Genomic DNA, 16,531 nt, shown 5'->3' with positions numbered 1-16,531 from the left:
TGGAAAAGAACGCGGCGAAAACGGGATCCCGGGTTTCCGGGCAACTCGAATTTCACGCCATCGGGTGGGCGCGTGCCTGGCGTGGCCGCGCTTTGCGTGATTCAGTCCGATGTCGGGATGGCTGCAGTGAAAACAATCCGCGCGAAAGAGCCGCTGCGGTGGGAAGGTGGCGGCGTGAGTTCGTGACCTGGTGGGGGTGGGTAGGCAACGGTGCAGCCGATTTGCAGAGAATGCGGCGGGCGCGGGCTACCGCGGTCTGTATGGGTTTCCTCGCGGGTTCAGCAGCGCCTCGAGTGAGCTTGTGCGTGTCGCCATGTCCTACCGAAACTCCGTTGATCGAGCCGGATGGGCGCACGCGAGAAGTCGAGAATGACGCTGCTTTCCGACTGCCCCTGCGGTTGTCCATTCCTGCCGATATTAAATGCGCGCCGATTGGATGGTCAACAGTGACCCACGCCACACGCCATTGGTGGTGCGCCGTCAGGCGTGCAGGGTAGGTGGGGACAGGTCCCTTTATGCTGATGCGTCCCATGCGCGATGCCATGAGCTCGTAACACCGTCCCGATCGACCCCTGTTGAGGCGTCGCAGCCTGCGCGCGGCCTGGACTCGGTCGGCATGTCACCAAGCCTGCTTCGTATGTGCCGTAGCCGTATGGCGATCAGGCCCGGCGGGTAGGCGCTGGTGACGAGTGCAGCACCGCCGGGGACGACAGGTGGAGTTCGGTGGTCGAGGCGCCCTTCACTCAGGGTTTCGCCGGGTCTTTCGCCGTGCGCGTTCCTCGGACTCCTGCATCTCGAGGATGCGGAAGACGTGAGAGCTTGCGCGCTTACGGGCGCTCCCGCTGGTGAACAGCGCGGCGCCCACGATTGCGGGGGGCACGGCCAGGAGGCCGATCGTGAGCAGTTCCGGCCAGTCGCGCTCGGCGCTGCACAGCCTCTCCGCGCCCTGGCTGTACGCTGCGCCCTCGCTCCCGTGGAACACGGGTGCGTCACAGGCGATTTCGTCCCTGCTGTCGTGCACGCCGAACGGCACCAGCAACATGTAGCCCAGCCACAGGAACAGGGTTGCGGAGACCGCGATCAGGCCGGCACCCCAACTCTGCTGCCGCCCGGCCCACCGGTCGAATTCTTGTCGGGCTGTCCTTGCATGCGAAGTCCTCATCGTCTGCCCGTCTTGCTGGCTCCGCCGAAGATCGTACGGTGTGTTCCACGCGGCGTTCATCGGGCTGCCGTGGCCGATGAACGCCGCAGGCATGAGTGGCGACCCTCTGTGAGTTCGGGAGACGGGCATCGCAGCTCGGTGGTGCGTGATGGCTGGTCAGGTCCCCCTTTCACCGGCGGTTCGATTCTGCGCCGCGCGACGGCATATGGAGGGCGGACCACCACGCGGCGCGCTGGCTGTCGAGGGGGTGCTGTGCAGGCAGGGGCCGTGTTTGACGGGCGCTACCGCTCGGTGAGTCGATCGGGGCGGGTGGGCTCGGGCAGGTCCGGAAGGCGCACGACCCGAAGATCGACGGGACGGTAGCCGTCAAGTTCCACATCGAGTCCGGCAGTACGGAGAGCAGCCGTCAGGTTGCCCGGTTCGCCTGTGAGGCCGCCGTTGCCGACGGCCTGTCACACTCCGACATCGTCACCGTCCATGACGTCGGACGGGCCTCGGGCGACGGACGGTCGTGCGCCTGGTGATGGAGTTCCTCTCCGGCAAGTCCCTCAGCATGTTCCGGAAGTCGGGCAGATGGCCCTGGATGAGACCGTGGCGATCGGGGGTGTGTCTCAAAGGCTCTGAGCGCCGCTCACCACGCGGGCCCTGGTGCAATCGGGACATCAAGTCCGGTCCGCGTCGTCCGCGAGACCTGTACCCCTGGCTGTTCGGGACGCTACGTCGGCCGTATGAACTTCGCGGTGACGCGCTGCGGGGAGCTTGCCTGTCGAGCGGCCCCGGATAAGCGTGCTGGGTGCCCTGCCCCCGCGATACAGAAGACTCAGGTGACACGGTGACAGCTGCAACGGAAACACACGGGTCGCCACTCATGCCTGCGGCGTTCATCGGCCACGGCAGCCCGATGAACGCTCTGGAGGAGAACCGCTACACCACCGCATGGCAGGCTTTCGGCCGGTCGGTGCCCCGACCGAAGGCAATCCTGGTGGTGTCGGCTCACTGGTACATCAACGCCACGGCGGTGACGGCGATGCCGCGCCCCCGCACCATTCACGACTTCTACGGCTTTCCGCGTGAGCTCTTCGAGGTGCAGTATCCCGCCCCGGGCCTGCCAGAACTCGTGGACGAGGTCAGTGAGGCGGTCAAGCCGACCTGGGTCGGGGCGGACGCCGACAGCTGGGGCATCGACCACGGCTCGTGGTCGGTCCTGCGCCACGCGTTCCCCCTGGCCGACATCCCTGTCGTCCAGCTGAGCATCAACGCGGACAAGGACTTGGACCACCACTTCGACCTCGGCACGAAACTCGCCGCCCTGCGGGCCGGCGGCGTGCTGGTTCTGGGCAGCGGCAATGTCGTGCACAACCTGGGCGGCGTCGACCCCAGCCGCCCGGACTCGGGTTTCGACTGGGCCCAGCGGTTCGACGAGAGCGCCAAGGACGTGTTGCTGCACGACCCTGCGGCAGTTACCCGCCTGCAGGGTCACCGGGACTACCGCACGGCGGCGCCCACCCCTGATCACTTCATCCCGCTGCTCTACCTCGCGGGGCTCGCGGCGGCGTCCGGCGGCGGGACGGAGGTCCTGGTCGATGGCTACGCGTACGGCGCGCTGTCGATGACCGCTTACACCCTGGGTGCGGTGTGCCCCGGCGCCGACGAAGGGACTGGTCCCGCGGCGGGGCTGCCCGACGGCGTTCCCGCGGACGCCACCAACACCTGACCCGGCCGCGGCCGCACGTCGTGAGCCGGATGTGCTCGTACCCAGGGGCGAGGCAGCGTTGTGGAGCCGCGACGCCCGGTGACACGGCGGAACTCCGCCCGGTTGCCCGACATGCGCCCCCGAGGGACGTGGTGTCGACGGTGCGCGCCGCATCGGATCCGCAGGACGGGCATGAGGAAGAAGATCAGCCCCACCCGAACAAGCAGAGACCATGACCGATCCTGCCCGAACCGTGCTGGCCGGTCTCGACGCGATCCGCTCCGACGTGGAGGACCTCCACCAGGACCTGCACCGGCATCCCGAGCTGGGCCTGCGGGAGCACCGTACGGCGACGAAGGCGGCGGACGCCCTGCGGGACTTCGGCTACGACATCACCGAAGACGTCGGGGGTACGGGAGTGATCGGGGTCCTCGCGAACGGGAACGGCCCGGTCGTCATGGCGCGGGCGGACATGGACGCCCTTCCGTTGAGCGAACAGACCGGTCTCCCGTACGCCTCCACCGCGACCGCGACCGCGACCGACGAGGACGGCAGCGAACAGCCGGTCATGCACGCCTGCGGCCACGACGTGCACGTGGCTTGCCTGATTGGCTGTGCACGGCTGATGGCCCAGCACCGGGACTCCTGGCGGGGCACTTTCGTGGCGCTCTTCCAGCCCTCCGAGGAGAACGGAAACGGCGCCGATGCCATGATCGACGACGGTCTCACCACGAAGTCGCCCCGACCTGACGTCGTGCTCGCCCAGCACGTCCTGCCCTACCCCGCCGGCTACGTGGGCACCTGCACACGGAGGTGCGCGGGGCCGGGTGGGAGCGTGTCGAGGACGACGCGTCGGACATGGACGAGCAGATGCTGATGCGGCTGTGGAACAGCGCTCGCACCCATCATTGACGGGAGCGACAGCACAACGGACCCGATCAGTCCGTGATGACGGCGTCGCGATGAACCACTCGGGGCCGCGAACTCCCGCGCCGCTACGGCCTGGACCGCGGTTCCTGCCCGCAGGGCGGCGGACAGGAACCCCATCGGTTCCGGGAACGGATCATGACACCGACACCGGCGGGCCCTTCAACGGAGTCAATCCTGAATGGTGCCGCACCGACCGGCCGGTACCGTCTACCGTCCGCCGACGGCCTTGCGGCCCGGTCTCCTCAGATGCCGATCGAAGAACCGGTCCCCGTCCTCCACCTCGAACCACGGGGTGCCGACGTGTCCGCCCATGTTGGCGTGCAACGTCTTCTCTGTGCTGCCGAAGGCGTCGAACAGCTCCAGGGCCCGCTGCCGGGGGTTTCCCTCGTCGTCCCACTGCAGCAGCAACAGCAGCGGAACGGTGACCTGCCGGGCCTCCTCGCGCTGGGCGCGAGGAACGTACCCCCCGGCGAAGAAACCGGCCGCCGTGACAAGCGGCTCGACCACCGCAAGGCGGATGCCGACGGCGGTCCACCCCGAATACCCGACCGGGCCCGCGATCTCGGGCAGCCCAAGGAGGGCGTCCAAGGTGGTCTGCCATTCCGGAACCGCCTTCTCGACCATCGGGCCGACGAGGGACTCGAAGATCTCGTCGACCGGCTCCCCGGCCTGCACCGCCCGGCGGAGGTCGGAGCGAGCCTGTTCGTCAGCGGCCGAACGGGGACGGTCACCACACCCGGCGGCGTCGATGGAGGCCACCGCGTAGCCGCGCGCCGCGGAGTGCCTGGCCCGGGCCACCAGCCTGGCTTGCCGCCTGGGTAGTCCGTTGTTGTGGGCCATCAGGATCAGCGGGCCCGGTACGGCGGATCCAGGCGTCCAGAGGGTGCCGGGGATCTCGCCGAGGGTGAATTCGCGCTCGAGGACACCGTCGTCGAGGAGCCGTTCAGAAGTGAACCGCATGGTCGTGCCTTTCGGGAGGGCTCTGGAACGGCGCTCCCGGACGACCTATCGCCCGACCGTGACCCCGGAGGAGAGCACCCATGTCGATACGTTCACGGGTACCACCTCCTCGTTCTCTCGCACGGCCTGCGGAAAAGTAGCAGTGGTCGCCGTGGACCGCCAACGGGTTTTCGCGGACGCGCCGGGGCCCGCCGCGAAGGCGGGCAGCGCAGCGGCGGGAGCCAACGGATTCACCGCCGTTCGCTCGGCGAGCGCAGAGAGCAAGCTCAGCGCAACCCGCTGAACTCGACAGAGAATCCGGCTGTGGCGAACACGCGGTACGTAAGCCGGCGACGAGCAGGGTATGACCGCCGACACCGAAGCGGTGCCGGTGACGGAGGCGCACACGAAGGGGCCTGGACCTGCCCCGGAGTGTGGGAGACGGGAGATCCGTGTATGCCGGGGCGGACTGTGCCGCCCGACGTGCACGGCACTCTCTTCCGACCGGGACCGCCCCCTCCGCTCGGGGTTCGCCCCTGGGGACAACCGCTCTACCCGTCGCACGCCTCGAGCACTGCGCGGGCGTGCTGCAACAGCAGTTCGTCATCGGCGCAGCGGTAGCGCATCCGGCCCTCGCCACCCGTGTTGTTGTGGCGCCGAGTGGCAGCGATCTCCTCACGGAGTACGGGTACCGCAGGGGCGGCCGCGGAACCCATGCCCGCCCACACGCCCGCTACGCCGGGTCTGTTGTCGATGTGCGCGGACCAGGCGTGGAGCAGGACGGGTAGGGACTCCTCCACGTCACGGCCCGCCTCCCACAACGCCGCCGCGAGGTCGCCCGCCACCCAGCCGGTGTTTCTCTCCGGTGAGGCCGCGAGCGCGCGCAGTTCGGGCAGCAGCACGGCAGCCCCCGCTCCCATGCCGGTGACCACACGCAGTGCGTCGCACAGCGGCGACCAGTCCTCGGCCGCGAGTGCCGTTCTGAGTGCGAGCAGGACGGCTTCTTCCTCGCCCCCGACCGACCACAGTGCCGCCGCGGCGTCGAGGTTGTGCTGTGACGAGCCGTTCCGCGCCAGTGACCGCAGCTCCGGGAGGCACTCCCGGGCGGTCGCCGGGCCGAGCCGTGCCAGGGCGCGCAAAGCTGCGCCCCTTGCTGGGACGGGCCGGTCCTCGGGGGTCCGCAGGATCCGCAGGACCGTGTCCGTCGCCTCGGCCGATCCGGCGGCAACCGCTGCATTCAGCAGGTACTCGGCGCGCCAGGAGCGGCGGTCCACGGGATCGAGCGCGGACAGCCTTTCGTCCAGCACCGTCGCCAGTGTTGCGCCGACACTCCGGTCCATGCGGTCGATCCAGTCGCCCAGGTCCTCCGGCACGTGTCCGAACCGCAGCACTTCCAGGAGCCCCGGCACGGCACGCGCATCGCCCTGTGCGGCGAGCGCGCTCAGCACGGCTCCGTAGGAGGTCTCGTTCCACCGTGCCTGGGGCGGGAAGTCAGGCACGGCCGAAACCCGTTCGGCCAGTGCGTCGGCCGCGGGTCCGCCGATGGCGTAGAGGCGTACGAGCTCCGATGCCGCCCACCGGATGATGCGGTGGTCGGCTTCGAGGAGCTGCTCACCCAGGAGCCGCACGGGCTCCCCGTGCGGGCCTCGCCATCCCGTGAGCAACAGGCCCGCCATGTCGATGGCGTCACGTCGCTGGCCCCAGTCGGGGCTGCGCAGCTGGTCCTCCAACAGCGCGAAGCGTTCGGCGGCTCGGTCGTCCAGGGCGCGGTGCAGGTCCGCGAGCAGTTCGGTCGCCCAGGGGGCCTTGGCCGTGGCGCGCCGGGACGCCTTTAGCCCGCGGAGATAGGAGATCATCGTCGGTGTCTGCAGGACGGGGCCCGTGTTCCCGTGCCCTGCGTCCTCCTGTGCGTCGCGCGCATTCCGCATGACGTCTGTGGCGATCTCCACGGACCGATCAGGGAGCCGGCCGGGCGCGCAGCGCACCAGCTGCACAAGGGCGGACAGCTGCAGCCCGGTATTGCCCGGCCTGGTGTCCCGGGGGAGGAGGCCGGCCAGAGTCTCACCTGCACGCTCCGTGCACTCGGGCCTGCGGACGCCCAGTTCACCCAGTGCGGCCACCAACGCCCGCAGGACATTCGGGTCCCGCTCCCCGGCGAGCCTTAGACTCAGCGCGGCCAGGACCGTCTCCGGCTCGTTGTGCAACTGCACCAGCGCGCCCGGCAACGCACGCCTCAGCTCCTCGTCCGCGTCGTCGAGGAGCTCCAGGAGCGCACCACTGCGCGCCCGCACCTGCGACTCCGCCTCGGCGAGCATCCCGGCCCAGGCCGCGTACTCGTCGTCGTCGTCGGACCAGAAGTCCATCTCCTCCGGATCGCGGCCGTCCCCCTCGACGCTGCGCAGCAGGTCGACGATCTCGCCACGTCCCGGCAGGCCGACCGTCCCGACCAGCTCGAACAGGAAGGGGATACACGCGACCGTGCTGTCGTACACATCCCCTTGGTGGTGCACGGCGCCGTGCATGGCGTCCAGTGCGATCTCCCGCTCGCCCGCGTCGGAGGACGCCAGCCCCCGCAGTAGGTCCGGTACATCCGAAGCATCGCCGTACGCATGGCCCATGGACGCCCAGTCGACGTCGTCGATCCCCGTGAACATGACGCGAGTCTGTCAGGCGCCTCGGACAGCGGTGGCCGGCGGCGGAGCTTGCCGAACTGATTCCGCGTGGCTTCCAATCGACCGCACTGCTCCTGTTCAACCATTACCGCTTCCACTCGTACGCGTGATCAGTGACGAAGTCGGCAAAGCTGCGCGGTGGACGGCCGGTCAGTTCCAGCACCGCGGTGCTGACCTGGTCTTCGCGTCCCTCCTTGATTCCGCGCTCGACGGCCGCGAGGGCGGCAGCGAACTCCGTCGGCATTCCGGAGGCCCGGTAGGCGGCAATCTGGTCCTCCTCCGTGATGTGCTCCACCCGGACCTGTCGGCCGGTCCGAGCGGTGATGATCTGCGCGGCCTGTGGATATCCCATCCCGTGCGGCCCGGTGATCAGGTAGTCGCTTCGAGCGTCCGCCCCCAGGTCGGCCAACAGGGCAGCGGCGACGGCCGCGACGTCCCGCGCATCGACCCACCCCAACTCGCCGTCACCGGCTGCGGTGCGGATCTCACCGAGTCGATGGATGTGCTCGGCCAGGGGGTGCGGGCGAAGAAAGTTCTGCATGAAGCCGGACGCGCGGAGTACGACACCTCCCGGCCGAGCCTGAACCTGTGCAGCCATCTCGACAGCGCTGGGCGCGTTCGGCAGGACAATGGCGGAGCCGAGCATGACGAGGCGCTGGACGCCTGCCCGCTGTACTTGGCGCAGGAAGGGCTCGACCAGCGGCAGCGGGTCCACGGACTCCACCGGAGGAAGCAGGAAGACACGGTCCATCCCGTCCAGCGCGGGTCCATAGGTGATCGGGTCCCTCCAGTCGAAGCGGATGGCGTCAGGATCGGCTGCGGCCGGGTTCCGGCTGGCTGCCCGAGCCCGCACACCAGCGTTGCGGAGTTCTTGCACCAGTGTCTTCCCGGTCCTGCCGGTGCCTCCGGTCACGAGCACTCCGGACATCAGGCGTCCTTCCTCTCAAGCGAGCCGATCAGCCCGGCGAGCCCTCCGGCAGCGGCGGCCGCCGACAGCGGGCTCCAGTAGTCCCGAAACAGAGCGATCAGCCCGTCGCGGACCGTGAGAACCACGATGTAGTCCAGGCGGTAGGGCTGGGAGGTGGCCACGGTGCGGCCGATGGCCGTCCACTCCACCACGACGGTGTCCGTTCGATCCGTGGGCCGCACGGTCAGTGCTGCCACCTCCTTCATGTCCATCAGATCCGGATAGTGAGCGATGTGGGTGCGTACTTCCTCACGTCCGCGAAGAACACGGGGGGAGATGCCGGCTGCGAAAGGGAACTCCGCGATTCCGTCGGGCGCCCACAGGTCCGCCACGGCATTCATGTCCTTGGCCAGCATCAGGTCGATCAGGCGACGAAAAATTTCCTCAGGTGTGCTGGACACATTTGCTCCTCGTAGTCGACAACCACCGGACCACCATGCACAGCGGATCTGTTGGCGTGGAACGGACAGCCAAGCCCCGGACCAACAGTGCGAGGCTCAGCTGTTCTCCCTGTGACAGCATCGAAGGGTGAGCAGCCAGGAACTCGCAGACTTTCTCCGCCGCCGCCGCGAGGAACTGCGACCAGAAGATGTGCCGGCCGAAGCGACGACTCCACCGGGCCGGGGCGCCCGTCGCACACCCGGACTGCGCCGCGAGGAGGTGGCCGCCCTGGCGCAGGTGTCGGTGAGCTACTACGAACGACTGGAACGGGCACGCGCTCCCCGGCCCTCACCGCAGGTGCTGTCTTCGCTGGCGACGGCTCTCCAGCTCGCTGGAGCGGAGCGTGACCATCTGGCCCGCCTCGCCGGACAAGTGCTGCCGGCAGAGAACGACGGCGCGCCGGAGCACGTGCCCGAGGATGCCCGACAGCTACTCGGCAGACTCGACGGCATCCCGGCCTACATCGTCAACGCACGGCTGGACATCGTCGCTTGGAACGCGGCAGCCGCAGCGTTGATCACGGACTTCTCCCAACTCACCACCGAAGAGCGCAACCTCACGCGCATCTCGACAAGATTCCGTGACACCCTGTGCACCGGGGCGCCCGGTTCGGAGTCCGACTTCTCTCAGCAGGCAGCCGCTGACTTGCGCGCAGCCGGCGTTCGGCACCCCACGGACAGCGTCCTCGCAGAGCTGATCAACGAGTTCGCGACCCACGATCCTGATTTTGCGAGCAACTGGCGTGACCACGCGGTGCGCCCCGTGCCCAGCGTGCGAAAAATCCTGCATCACCCCACTGCAGGCGAGCTGGAAGTCGACCGGCACACCCTCAGCCTGCCCGGCTCAGGTTTCTCCTTGGTGATGTACACGGCAGAAGCCGGCAGCCGGGGCGCCGCTGCACTGAGGAGTCTTTGACCGCAGCCGCTGCTGAAGCCACCGCGTCCGCCGGGGTCGGTCCCGTTGTCCGGGAGCCGATCAACTCCACCCCGTTCGCCTCATGCAACGGACATGTGTGTACGCCTCGAGGCGGAGCGTACGCGGTTCCGGCAACCGCTCTCGGGGCCGCTCTCGGCGGTCCGCCGGCGAGACCATGGGCCCCTGACGCGGGGGCGAACCGCAGCCGTCCGTTCCCGAGGGGTGGATCAGCCGGTGGCGGAGCGGGGAGCGGTGGCCTGGGAGGCGTCCTGATGGATGGTGAAGACCCGGTCCAGGCCGACAATCCCCAAGACCCGGAGGGTGTTGGGCGGGACCGCGGCCAAGGCCAGGGCTGCGTTCTGTTCCGTGGCCAGGTTGCGAGCCGCCAGCAGGGTGGTGATGCCGCTGGAGTCGCAGAAATCCATGCCGGAGAGGTCCAGGACCAGTAGTTGCCCCGCAGCAAGCGTGAGGTCGTCGAGGGCGTTGCGGAGTTGGGGTGCCGTCGCGTATTCGAGGTCACCGGTGATCTCCAGCACGGGGCCGGTGGCGGCGTCTCGGGAGGTGATCGTCAGCGGGCTCATCTCAGGTCTTGTCTTCATTCGCGAGGGTGGGGAAGGAGGTCGGGAGCGGGGCGGGTACGCCGAGGGCGAGCAGCGCGGTGTCGTCGTCGAGGCCGTCGCCGAAACCGGCGAGGAGCCCGGTCAAGGCGGTGACAAGCGCTTGAGGGCCCGCGGGGGGCTTACCGGCGGTGAACGCGCGCAGGGCGTCCTCTCCGTAGAGATCGCGGTCGGGCCCGATGCGTGCCTCGGTCAGGCCGTCGGTGTACAGCAGCAGGGTGTCGCCGGGGTGCAGCTCGGTGCGGGCGGCGGTGAACTGCGCGTGGGGCAGGACGCCGATGAGCATCCCACCTGGGGTGGGCAGGAAGTCCGCCCCGCCGTCGGCGCGCTGGATCAGAGCGGAGGGGTGGCCCCCGGAGGCCAGGTGCACGCGGGCGAGGTCGCCTTCGCGGTGCAGGGTTCCGAAGATGGCGGTGCAGTATCGGGGGTCGCCGCTGGTGTACCGCTCGTGGAGTACGGCGTTCAGGGTGGTCAGGACGGTGACGGGGTCGGGGTCGTGGAGGGCGGCGGCCCGCAGCGTGTAGCGGGTCAGCGAGGTGACCGCGGCGGCCTGGGGGCCCTTCCCGCACACGTCGCCCAGGAAGAACGCCCACCGGTCGGTGTCGAGGGGGAACAGATCGTAGAAGTCGCCGCCGAGCAGGTCTGGGGAGGCCGTGTGGTAGTACGAACCGGCTTCCAGGCCAGGAATCACGGGCAGCTCGGCGGGCAGCAGGTTCTGCTGGAGCACGGCGAGGGCTTCCTGAAGCCGTGCGCGGTCGGCCTCCGCCTGCCGGCGTGCTTCCTCGGCCGCCTGGCGGCCACGCAGCAGCTCCATCTCGTAGGCGCGGCGCTCGCGGGCGTCGAACACGGTGGTGCGGATGAGGAGCGGCTCACCGGCGTCGCCGGCCTTGACCTTCGAGGTGACCAGTACGGGGATCCGCTGCTTGTCGGCGGCTCTGATGTCCAGGGCGATGCCGCTGATCTCGCCCTTCATCTGCAGCATCGGGGCGAAGTGCGTCTCGTGGTACAGCTTGCCCCCCACCGTGAGCAGATCGGTGAACCGCATCCGCCCCACCACTTGGTGCCTCTCCAGGCCCAGCCACTCCAGCAGGGTGCCGTTGATCTTGGCGATGGTGCCGTCCATCATCGTCGACAGGTACCCGCACGGGGCCTGGTCGTACAGTTCTTCCGCACTGTCCTCCAGCAGGCAGGTGAACATCGCGTCCGTGGCGGTCACGTCATGGTCTCTGCCAGGGTCCTGACCCTCGTCGGTGCCGCACGTCATCCGGTTGTCCCGACGAAGTCGGTGATCGCAGCGGCGGTGGCCTCCGGAGCGCTCAGCTGGGGGCAGTGCCCCGTCGCCTCCAGCGTGACCAGTCGGCTGCCTGGGATCGCGGCGTGAACGTAGGCTCCCACCTCGCGGGGGGCGATCACGTCCTGCCGGCACTCCAGGACCAGGGTCGGCACGCTCAGCGTCTTCAGGTCCGCACGGCTGTCGGACAGGAACGTCGTGCGGGCGAAGACCCGCGCCATGTCGGGGTCGGTCGCGCAGAACGAGGTGGTCAGTTCCTGGCCGAGTTCCGGGCGGTCCGCGTTGCCCATGATGACCGGGGCCATCGCCGCAGACCATCCCAGGTAGTTCGATTCCAGGGACTCCAGCAGCTCGTCGATGTCTTCCGCGCTGAACCCGCCCCGGTACCCCTCCTCGTCGATGTACCGCGGGGAGGGCGCGACCATCACCAGGCGGGAGAACCGCGACGGGGCCTGCGCTGCGGCGAGGACCCCGACCATGGCGCTGACCGAATGCCCCACGAAGGTCACATCGCGCAGGTCCAGCTCCTCGCAGACTTCGAGCACGTCGAGGGCGTAGCCCTCCAGCGAGCTGTACCGCTCCTCGTCCCAGGCCGCGGGGGCCGAGCGGCCTGATCCGACGTAGTCGAAGAGCACGACCCGGTAGTTCTCGGCCAGGACGGGGAGAACCAGGCGCCACATGTTCTGGTCGCATCCGAACCCGTGTGCCAGCAGGAGTACCGGCCCGTCCACTCGCCCGGCGACGGTGATGTTGTTCCTGCTCCGGATATTCATCCGGACAGTCTCCCATCCCGCCCTCCACCTCCGTACGGCCCTCCCTGCCGGCTCCTCCAGGAGGCCGCCGGGTGAAAGGCAGGGGGCGGTGCTGTCGGTGGCGCTCGCTTCCTCATGCCGTGACCAGTCGGGCGGTGAAGGCCAACTCACGCGGCGACGAGTTCGGGCCTGCCGCTCCCTGACCGACCGGCTTGCCCCTACGCGCTGCCGGGTCCACGGTCGTGCTCCTCCCCGCCCTGTCGCGCAACCCGTACGCCCGGCCCGAGTGCGGCGGCATGGAGGCGTGGAATTCCTTTCAGGACCGTCTCAGGGGTGCCCTTTCGGCGAACGGGTGCCCGAACGACGTACGCGAGACCGGCTCTGGCGCGTACCCCGGCGTCGGATCCGTCCCCGTTTTGTTCGAACCGGCTGGCGAGGAAAAGGATGTGGATCTGGCTCGATAGTGCCGGTTGCCGAGCGTGAGCGGCAGCCGCACCGCACGGTGCGAGCGGTGCGGCGGCCGAAGACGGCTCGCCCGGCGGCCGGCAGATCGGGCCACCGGGACGGCGGGAATTCCATGTTTGGGAAACAGTAAGTCCCCTTTGCGCTGTGCGCGGTTCGAACGCGGACCCGATCGTGGTCATTGACGCTGCGAACGGGGCGTTGCTAGCCTCGCGGCGGTCGAGTCAGACGAGCAACGGGGGCTCCGTTGACGAATGTTTCCACGCCCTCCCAGGAATCCCTTTCTCACCCCTACGAGAGCGCACGCGTTTCCGCGATTTCGCTCGAGAAGATCGCGGCCTCTTTCGTCCGGAATGGATATGTCCGGGTAAGAAATGCCGTGGACCTCACACCTGGTTCCCGACTCCGGACGCTTTTCGAGACAACTCTCCGGCGCGAGGGGCTGTCCACGGACGGTCGGCTCACCGTCCCGGCGGGCCTCACCTCGCTGCCTCCGAGCCGTGTGGCGGACCTCGCGGACGTGGCTCCCGTGCTCTGGTCGGCCGTCTGCACGCTCCTCGGCGGCGCCGGCCGGATCCGACGGCCCGTCCGCCTCAGCAACGCTCTGATCTGCAATTTCCGCACCACGCAGCTGTCCGAGAGCTGGCACGTGGACGGTGACTTCTTCGTGCACCACCCCGACAGCCCCGAACAGGCACTGCTGCTGTTCATCCTCTGGTCCGATGTCGGCGAGGGCGAGGGGGCCACTCTCGCGGCGCCCTCGGCCACGAGGGGCATTCTCCGTCAACTGGCCGAGCATCCGTGCGGAATGACCAGCGCGCACATTCCCACCCGGGATCATGTCGGCACGTCGGACGACCGCCTTTCGCTCACCGGAAAAGCGGGGGACGCCTGGCTCCTGCATCCGCTGACCGCACACCAGTCGGCACCCAATAGCCGGGGTCGGCCCAGATTCATATCGAATCCGGTAGTCGCCCTGAACGAGCCCATGAATCTCACTGACGGCCCGGAGGGCAAAAGCCCTCTCGAAGAATTGACGCGCCGGTTTCTGGGGCGCGCCTGGATACCGGACGAGAACACGGTGCGGAAGACATTCGTACCCGGCCGCATCGCCCGCTGGAACGGCGAAGGCACGTACACCGACCGCTCCTGAGAGCCCGTACCGCGCCCACACCCGCCTGATTCCCCCGCGAGGGGGCGAGGTGAGCCCATGCCCGCGCACATGCCCATTCCTCCGGACCACCGGCCCGGCTCGTCCCGGGTACTGCTGATCAACCCGCCGCTGTGGAACCCGTACGCACCGCACCTCGCCGTCCCCCTGCTGCTGGCGGTGCTGCGCCGGCACCACGTGGCGGCGTCCGCGCTGGACCTGTCGGCCGAGACGATGCGCCATCTCCTCAGTCCCGACGGGGCCGGTGGCTACGCCGCCGAGTGCGACCAGGTACTCGGTCCCCGGGCCCGCGACCAGTTCGAGGCGGCCCGCTCGTCGGTGGACCGTGCGGCAGCCTTCCTGCGCTCACCCGAGAGCATCACCGACGTCGACGGCCACAGGGCCGCCACAGCCGTCTGCCAGGCCGTGCTGGACGGGATCGCGGCCCTGACCCCGGGTGCTGAGCTGAACTTCGACCGGTTCGACCTGCGACACCGTCCGGTCTCCAGCCGACAGGCCATGCGCGCCGTGGCAGACACGGTGCACAACCCGTACGTGCACGTCTTCGAGCGCGTCCTCGTGCCCCGGCTGCGCGCACTGCCGGACCTGGAGGTGGTCGGTCTCTCCGTCTCCGCCGACTCCCAGCTCATCGCCGCACTGACCGCCGCGCGTCTCATCAAGCGGGAGCGACCCGAGGTACACATCACCGTCGGAGGGAACTTCGTCACCCGGATCGCGGACCGGCTCCGGCCGGGCCACCCGTTCTTCGAACTGATCGACTCCCTGGTCTGCTACGAGGGCGAGGAGTCGATCGTCGATCTCGTCGACCGGCTCCTGTCCGGCCGGTCCCTGCACGGCGTGCCCGGCATCGTCGTACCGGACGGTGACGAACTGCACCGGTGCCCTTCCGCCACCGCCTCGCTGGGCGAGCTGCCCGTACCGGACTTCACCGACCACCCGCTGGCCGACGGCTACCTGGCGCCGGGGCCGGTGCTCCCGGTGATCGCCTCCCGCAGCTGCGCCTGGAAGTGCGCCTTCTGCGCGATTCCCTTCGCCTCCGACAAGTTCCGCATCCGCGCGCCGGAGGCCGTCGTCGCCGAGATGGACGAGCTGCACCGGCGCCACGGCACCCGCCACTTCCAGTTCGTGGACGAGATCCTGACCGTCCGCAGCATGCGGGCTCTGGCGCACGGACTCGCCGACCGCGACTACCTCTGGTACGGCGAGACCCGGTTCTCGCCGACGATCGACCGCCGGCTGACGGACGCGCTGTACACGGCCGGCTGCCGTCGTCTCGACCTGGGGCTGGAGTCGTACAACCAGGACGTCCTGGACCGGATGCGCAAAGACATCAAGGCGTCCTGGATCGCGCCCAACCTGGACGCGCTCCTCGCCTCCGGCGTCAGCGTGCACCTGTTCGGGATCGCCGGGTTCCCCGGTGAGGCGCGCTGGCAGACGGCCCGCACGGTGGAGTTCGCGGCGGCTACGCTGGCCCGCTCGCGCGAGCGGTACGCGGTGCCGGACAGTACCTTCGGGATCGGCCCGTTCGTCCTCGACGCCCTGTCCCCGGTCGCCGCCACTCCGGACCTGTTCCAGGTACGGGTGCTCCACCAGAACCCGGCCGACGACCTGCAGATGGCACTGCGCTACGACTACGTGGGCCCGCTGCCCGAACCCGCCAGCGCCGAGGACCGGGACGTCGCCGCCCGGACCGACCGCATCCTCGGCAGCGCCTTCGGGGACCAGGACCGGCCCGCCGAGGAGGTCGTCTTCCTGCGGGCGGCCGCCCGGCGCACGGCCGGGCGCGACGGCGACGACCCGCCGCAAGTCCCGTGCCCCGGACCTGATTGGGACCGCATTCCGCTGCGACCCGCGCAAGGCTGGGTCGTCCGGCTCCGCGAGGGCGAACGGACCCTGTTGTACGAGCCGCGGGAAGGCGCCCTTCTCAGCCTCCCCAGCAGACTGCTGGACGGCATGCCCGCGGCGGCGGCGGAGCTGTGCTGCGACTCCTCGGAGCGCGCTCTGGTGCGGGCCGCGCTGCACCACCGCTGCCTGGAGCCTGCCGAGCCGGGCGCCGGCCTGCTGAACTCCGCCGCCCAGCTGACCGGCGATCTGCTGCTGCGCCTCGGCCCCGGCACGCGGCTTGTCACCGAGGCCGCCGATGTCCTCCTGGCTTCCCGGATCACCGGGCAGCGGCTGCGGTTGTCCGTGTCGGGCGCCGCCGTGGCCCGCCTCGTTGGCGACGGCGGCAGCTCATGGGCCGATCTGGCCGGGCGCTGCGCCCACGGGTCCGTACCGAAGTTGCGCACCTTCGTGTGGCGGCTGCTGGTCAACAGACTCCTGTCCGTCGAGACGCCGGACAGGTCGACGCAACCACTCGCCGAGAGGAGGTGAATCACATGGAAGGGGAGCAGCTCAACACCGCCGAAGCGGAGGTGGAGTTCGAGGACGACGGATTCTTCGAGCCCACCATCGAGGAGGCCATCATGGCCTCCGGTCTGCACAAGCAGTTCGTCGTGGACTGACCCGCCCCGCAGGTC

13 protein-coding genes and 1 pseudogene are annotated in these 16,531 nt (G+C 69.2%); 6 read left to right on the top strand and 8 right to left on the bottom strand.

All coding sequences use genetic code 11. From position 1 onward, the window contains the following. Positions 1 to 739: 739 nt before the first annotated feature. Positions 740 to 1,255 (bottom strand): hypothetical protein, encoded by a 516-nt coding sequence (locus tag JOC24_RS13825; RefSeq protein WP_239580437.1) that lies wholly within the window; start codon positions 1,253 to 1,255, stop codon positions 740 to 742. 775 nt (positions 1,256 to 2,030) lie between these two features. Between JOC24_RS13825 and ygiD the strand changes: the two genes are divergently transcribed. Together ygiD and JOC24_RS13815 are read left to right on the top strand one after the other, a co-directional pair. Then, complete coding sequence (gene ygiD, locus JOC24_RS13820; protein ID WP_205020545.1) at positions 2,031 to 2,876, top strand: 4,5-DOPA-extradiol-dioxygenase; 846 nt, start codon at positions 2,031 to 2,033, stop codon at positions 2,874 to 2,876. Between the two features lie 211 nt (positions 2,877 to 3,087). Continuing rightward, positions 3,088 to 3,657 (top strand): annotated as a pseudogene (locus JOC24_RS13815) (M20/M25/M40 family metallo-hydrolase); the annotation flags it as partial. Positions 3,658 to 3,992: 335 nt separating this feature from the next. On the opposite strand, the gene JOC24_RS13810 reads toward JOC24_RS13815, so the two are convergent. The 4 genes from JOC24_RS13810 to JOC24_RS13795 all read right to left on the bottom strand — a co-directional run bounded on the left by JOC24_RS13810 (position 3,993) and on the right by JOC24_RS13795 (position 8,764). Beyond that, positions 3,993 to 4,745, bottom strand: coding sequence for a dienelactone hydrolase family protein (locus tag JOC24_RS13810; protein WP_205020544.1), 753 nt, complete (start codon positions 4,743 to 4,745; stop codon positions 3,993 to 3,995). Positions 4,746 to 5,275: 530 nt separating this feature from the next. After that, the gene (locus tag JOC24_RS13805) at positions 5,276 to 7,378 is read right to left on the bottom strand and encodes a hypothetical protein (protein ID WP_205020543.1); all 2,103 of its coding nucleotides are present in this window, start codon (positions 7,376 to 7,378) and stop codon (positions 5,276 to 5,278) included. 103 nt (positions 7,379 to 7,481) lie between these two features. Continuing rightward, a complete protein-coding gene (locus tag JOC24_RS13800; protein WP_205020542.1) occupies positions 7,482 to 8,324 on the bottom strand; it encodes an NAD(P)H-binding protein in 843 nt (280 codons plus the stop codon). Then, complete coding sequence (locus JOC24_RS13795) at positions 8,324 to 8,764, bottom strand: nuclear transport factor 2 family protein (RefSeq protein WP_205020541.1); 441 nt, start codon at positions 8,762 to 8,764, stop codon at positions 8,324 to 8,326. Before JOC24_RS13795 ends, JOC24_RS13800 begins: the two co-directional genes overlap by 1 nt. 127 nt (positions 8,765 to 8,891) lie before the next feature. Between JOC24_RS13795 and JOC24_RS13790 the strand changes: the two genes are divergently transcribed. Continuing rightward, positions 8,892 to 9,719: a helix-turn-helix transcriptional regulator gene (locus JOC24_RS13790; protein ID WP_205020540.1), complete on the top strand. Its 828-nt coding sequence runs from the start codon at positions 8,892 to 8,894 to the stop codon at positions 9,717 to 9,719. A 227-nt stretch (positions 9,720 to 9,946) separates the two neighbouring features. Here JOC24_RS13790 and JOC24_RS13785 read toward each other — a convergent pair whose 3' ends face one another. From JOC24_RS13785 to JOC24_RS13775, 3 genes are read right to left on the bottom strand one after another with little or no spacing between them, the layout of a single operon-like run. Beyond that, a complete protein-coding gene (locus JOC24_RS13785; protein ID WP_205020842.1) occupies positions 9,947 to 10,300 on the bottom strand; it encodes an STAS domain-containing protein in 354 nt (117 codons plus the stop codon). A 1-nt stretch (position 10,301) separates the two neighbouring features. Next, positions 10,302 to 11,600, bottom strand: coding sequence for a PP2C family protein-serine/threonine phosphatase (locus JOC24_RS13780; RefSeq protein ID WP_205020539.1), 1,299 nt, complete (start codon positions 11,598 to 11,600; stop codon positions 10,302 to 10,304). Beyond that, positions 11,597 to 12,400, bottom strand: coding sequence for an alpha/beta fold hydrolase (locus JOC24_RS13775; RefSeq protein WP_205020538.1), 804 nt, complete (start codon positions 12,398 to 12,400; stop codon positions 11,597 to 11,599). The genes JOC24_RS13780 and JOC24_RS13775 overlap by 4 nt, the downstream gene beginning before the upstream one ends. 688 nt (positions 12,401 to 13,088) lie before the next feature. On the opposite strand from JOC24_RS13775, the gene JOC24_RS13770 reads away from it, so the two are divergent. Genes JOC24_RS13770 through JOC24_RS33810 form a run of 3 tightly spaced genes read left to right on the top strand, consistent with a single transcriptional unit; the run spans position 13,089 to position 16,516 of the window. Beyond that, complete coding sequence (locus JOC24_RS13770; protein WP_239580436.1) at positions 13,089 to 13,994, top strand: phytanoyl-CoA dioxygenase family protein; 906 nt, start codon at positions 13,089 to 13,091, stop codon at positions 13,992 to 13,994. A 57-nt stretch (positions 13,995 to 14,051) separates the two neighbouring features. Next, positions 14,052 to 16,385 carry a B12-binding domain-containing radical SAM protein gene (locus JOC24_RS13765; protein WP_205020536.1) on the top strand — a complete coding sequence of 778 codons (2,334 nt, stop codon included), beginning with the start codon at positions 14,052 to 14,054 and terminating at the stop codon, positions 16,383 to 16,385. A 5-nt stretch (positions 16,386 to 16,390) separates the two neighbouring features. Then, positions 16,391 to 16,516 carry a hypothetical protein gene (locus JOC24_RS33810; protein ID WP_275588515.1) on the top strand — a complete coding sequence of 42 codons (126 nt, stop codon included), beginning with the start codon at positions 16,391 to 16,393 and terminating at the stop codon, positions 16,514 to 16,516. The last annotated feature ends 15 nt before the right edge of the window (positions 16,517 to 16,531 follow it).

The sequence above is a fragment of the Streptomyces sp. HB132 genome (assembly GCF_016909575.1).
Classification (GTDB): Bacteria; Actinomycetota; Actinomycetes; order Streptomycetales; family Streptomycetaceae; genus Streptomyces.
Note: the sequence above shows the minus strand (reverse complement) of the source record. Positions and strands in the feature narration are given on the sequence as shown.

What these genes read in the sequence shown, in the direction of transcription:
- JOC24_RS13825 (WP_239580437.1), bottom strand. Translation starts at nt 1,255, where the DNA reads ATGCCTGCGGCGTTCATCGGCCACGGCAGCCCGATGAACGCCGCGTGG.
- ygiD (WP_205020545.1), top strand. Translation starts at nt 2,031, where the DNA reads ATGCCTGCGGCGTTCATCGGCCACGGCAGCCCGATGAACGCTCTGGAG.
- JOC24_RS13810 (WP_205020544.1), bottom strand. Translation starts at nt 4,745, where the DNA reads ATGCGGTTCACTTCTGAACGGCTCCTCGACGACGGTGTCCTCGAGCGC.
- JOC24_RS13805 (WP_205020543.1), bottom strand. Translation starts at nt 7,378, where the DNA reads ATGTTCACGGGGATCGACGACGTCGACTGGGCGTCCATGGGCCATGCG.
- JOC24_RS13800 (WP_205020542.1), bottom strand. Translation starts at nt 8,324, where the DNA reads ATGTCCGGAGTGCTCGTGACCGGAGGCACCGGCAGGACCGGGAAGACA.
- JOC24_RS13785 (WP_205020842.1), bottom strand. Translation starts at nt 10,300, where the DNA reads ATGAGCCCGCTGACGATCACCTCCCGAGACGCCGCCACCGGCCCCGTG.
- JOC24_RS13780 (WP_205020539.1), bottom strand. Translation starts at nt 11,600, where the DNA reads ATGACGTGCGGCACCGACGAGGGTCAGGACCCTGGCAGAGACCATGAC.
- JOC24_RS13775 (WP_205020538.1), bottom strand. Translation starts at nt 12,400, where the DNA reads ATGAATATCCGGAGCAGGAACAACATCACCGTCGCCGGGCGAGTGGAC.
- JOC24_RS13765 (WP_205020536.1), top strand. Translation starts at nt 14,052, where the DNA reads ATGCCCGCGCACATGCCCATTCCTCCGGACCACCGGCCCGGCTCGTCC.
- JOC24_RS33810 (WP_275588515.1), top strand. Translation starts at nt 16,391, where the DNA reads ATGGAAGGGGAGCAGCTCAACACCGCCGAAGCGGAGGTGGAGTTCGAG.